The organism is Pantoea sp. V106_11 (assembly GCF_029967885.1).
Classification (GTDB): Bacteria; Pseudomonadota; Gammaproteobacteria; order Enterobacterales; family Enterobacteriaceae; genus Pantoea; species Pantoea ananatis.
Window position 1 is genome coordinate 1 of record NZ_JASCAK010000011.1, and the last position, 3219, is coordinate 3219.

Annotated in this window: 4 protein-coding genes; 2 read left to right on the top strand and 2 right to left on the bottom strand. The window is 41.0% G+C overall.

All coding sequences use genetic code 11. The features are described from left to right. The coding region (locus QLG08_RS01395) for a tyrosine-type recombinase/integrase (protein WP_282472780.1) at positions 1 to 263 on the bottom strand (263 nt) is incomplete at its 3' end. Further along, positions 185 to 775: a hypothetical protein gene (locus QLG08_RS01400; RefSeq protein WP_282472781.1), complete on the bottom strand. Its 591-nt coding sequence runs from the start codon at positions 773 to 775 to the stop codon at positions 185 to 187. The genes QLG08_RS01395 and QLG08_RS01400, both read right to left, overlap by 79 nt. Before the next feature lie 1335 nt (positions 776 to 2110). Here QLG08_RS01400 and QLG08_RS01405 point away from each other — a divergent pair. Both QLG08_RS01405 and QLG08_RS01410 read left to right on the top strand, forming a co-directional pair. Further along, a complete protein-coding gene (locus QLG08_RS01405; RefSeq protein WP_014593732.1) occupies positions 2111 to 2716 on the top strand; it encodes a hypothetical protein in 606 nt (201 codons plus the stop codon). Positions 2717 to 2747: 31 nt separating this feature from the next. Beyond that, a partial coding sequence (locus tag QLG08_RS01410) for a hypothetical protein (protein ID WP_282472782.1) occupies positions 2748 to 3219 on the top strand: 472 nt, incomplete at its 3' end.

Sequence of the window (3219 nt, forward strand, 5' to 3'; positions counted from 1 at the left end):
GCAAACACCCGCGTATACCATTCGGTCGACTTCGCGTCCTTGTGGCCCATCAGGGTCTGAATGACCTTCTGGGGTACCTGGTGCTGAACCAGGTGCATCGCAAACGAATCCCGGAACGTCCTGGGCGTGACCGGCCGGATGGAGAACGTGACGCCGTCACGATTTGCGGCCTCAACTGCCTGGCTTATCCAGCTGCGGGCGGTATCTTCGCTCCGGATATCCCAGAGCCGTGCGCCGGCAGTGGCTGCGCGGTCGTAAACCATTCTCTGAGCCGCTGGACAAAGGCCGGATCGGTAAGCGGCACGGCGCGCGGCGGATTATCGCGTATCTCCGCCTGCGCCTGCTGCTCAGCCTGCTGTTCTTCTTTTGTCGGGCGCCCGCGGCGACGGGACCGGCTGCCGGCAGAGTCTTCCAGCCTGCGCTGCTTGAGCGTGCGGAGCACCACAAACGGCGAGACGAGCGGTGCCGCACTCAGCGGATCGTACAGCACAAAATCCCCCCGGGTCAGCGGCAGTATTTCATTGAGCCGGCCGCCTGTGTTCCACAGGGTATCGATAAACAGGCGTTTACGGAGATCGGTCACCTTGGACAGCAGCACGGCCACTTTAGGGGCGAGCAGGTAGCGCGGCATGTCGGTGCCGTAGGCGGCCGCCAGGTTTCTCAGCGCGACAGCACTTTCGTAATCAAAATAGCGTGCAGCGCCTGAACTGTTCACATTATGACCACTGGCGTCGCTGTGTGAAATCTGCGTCATTTCGCGGGGAAAAGTACCCAAACTTTTACTCTCCGTTGTCTGCAGGTGTGAAACGTATTTTCGCGCATCTGTAAAGGGTTTTCGATGAGAATAAATCGATCCGAAACGGATCCTTTCTGGATCGGTTTCCCGGCTTTTCTCCCGTATATGGAGAATAACCTGGTCAGACGGAAATAAAAAGCAGGCTCCCGGCGCAGTTTCACGCACTCTCAGTGATGCTAACCCTCTGGTGATAATGAAGAAAATGAAAAAGCCGGGCAGGGCGAAGGCGTCCAGGTACTCTGGTATGAATACCTGGTCAGGAACGGAGTTGTGGAATAATGTCAGTATTATAGTGGTCATCAAAACGGTCGTGTTCGTTCCGCATCAATACGCCAAGTGAGCTGCTCCCTATGACCTGATAGCTGGAAAGTATATTGAGGAGCATCAGCTGTGTGAAAGGTGACAGTTCATTACACTTAAAGGATGAAGGACTGGGTCCGAGCGAGAATGAACAGGATAAAAAACAGACGTAGTTTCATTAATTCTGGCAAAAAAGCAGGAGAGTTATGCGTCAGATTTTGCACAGCATAGTGGTTATCATCTTAATGACATAGCCTGACCACTGAATAAATTTTCACATCGTTCATGTCAGACACTACAGTCATTGCCTAAATTAATACCCCATAAGAAATGATAGTTGTGTCAGATTAATCACATGTCATTTACAGATCACTTCATTTTTAGCCTGTTTATTTTTCTTTAAGGTTTATAAGAAACTTAATTTAAAAATTAAATTAGAATTTTTATCTGCCACTACTTAAAAAATCACCCCCCCTACTTTTAAGTTATTTATAAAAAGTACTAGCTGTAAAAAAGAAAAAACCTTTGCTTAAACTATTTTTGTGTCTATGTGTAAGATAATTTTATTTTGTTTATCATTATATGTGTAAATATTTATGCTTCTAGCACTATACTTATGATTAAATGAAGTTTAAACAATGCATAAATAAATTAAAAACAAGTGGCGAAAAATCTCCATTGCACTTAAGGTGTTTTAAATTGTCAGGCGGTGTGAAGAAATAAAAATTAATTTTAGCTTCAGGATGATTAATAACCACCCATAAATATAAATAGTCTAGAAATGACAAGGTGATATAATAACCCATGAATGGGTGAAGTTATTTTTCCATGTTGACAATATATGATATTGGCGAGAATTTTTTATATTTCTACTGTAAGCTTAATATTATAAGGGACTTACTTAAGATATTTATTTCTTTAAAATAATTCTATCTGTTAGCTTCCCAATCTCTTTGTGCTCTTTTTTCTAATTTAAACCTTCAGAAAAAACCTGGGATTTCAAAAGGAACTAAAATGTTCAATTTCTTTAGTATTCTCTTAATTAATTGTATTTTAATTTCAAATCTGGCAATCATAAAAGTATATGCTTCTGATAATATTGATGTAAAGGCATGGGTGCAAACCCCAGAAACATCCTATCCAACAATATGCAATAAAGAACAAATAGAGATTTTCTCATGCCCGAGCAAATCGAAAGAAACTATAGCTATTTGCATGAATAGTGCAAATAAACAAATGTTTTTTGCATACCAAGAAAATTTAAATATTAAAAACCTGAAACTAGATAAAATAAAACAAATTGTTAATATCCCAAAAAGCGGTGCATCAACAATATTGCAGGCTGAAACAAAAAAAGGTTTATTTCGTCTATATTTCGATGAAAATATTAATGACAATCCAAGCGCAGTCACTATGAACGGAAAGGTAAGTTTTGAATGTGTTCACAATCAGGAAGCATATAGAACTCCCACTAATATTGTTAAATCGGCACAAGGGAAAGATGAAATAGTAAATATCTGGCAGCTTAAGTTAGCCCCATTACTTAAAGAACAACAAAAAAATAACAGTATAATTTATAATGAAAAAATCGGTGACTTGTGGGACTCCTGGCCAAAATAAATTATCATTACTTTAATATAAGGAAACGATCATGTCTGCAAGTGAATTTATTGATAAACAAACTCTCATTGACCAACTCAAACAATATCGAACGACGGCTTTTGCTACAGAAGATGGTTCGAGACCATCAGTCTTAAACGAGTTTAACTGGGCAGGTGGATATAGTTCTTATTCTTTCGGATTGTATCAATTTGATGTTAGAAACAATGATCTTGCAGAGGACGCGCTAAGGTCCATGGGCTTTACTGACACTCAAATTGACCAACTATCCCAAAGAGGTACTCTTGGTAATGACGTTAAAACAGCATTAAGCGAACAGCTACAAGCTGCTCTGGCAACTACTGCTGGTAAGCAGATCATGGATAATTTGCTTAACAATTATGAAGCGCAATTAGTTCACACAACTACCAATCTCCTTGATATTACTAATGACGATATTTATTCGCAAATAGCTTCAGAACCTGAATCTATACAGCGTATTTACGACATCGCAAATCAGTTTG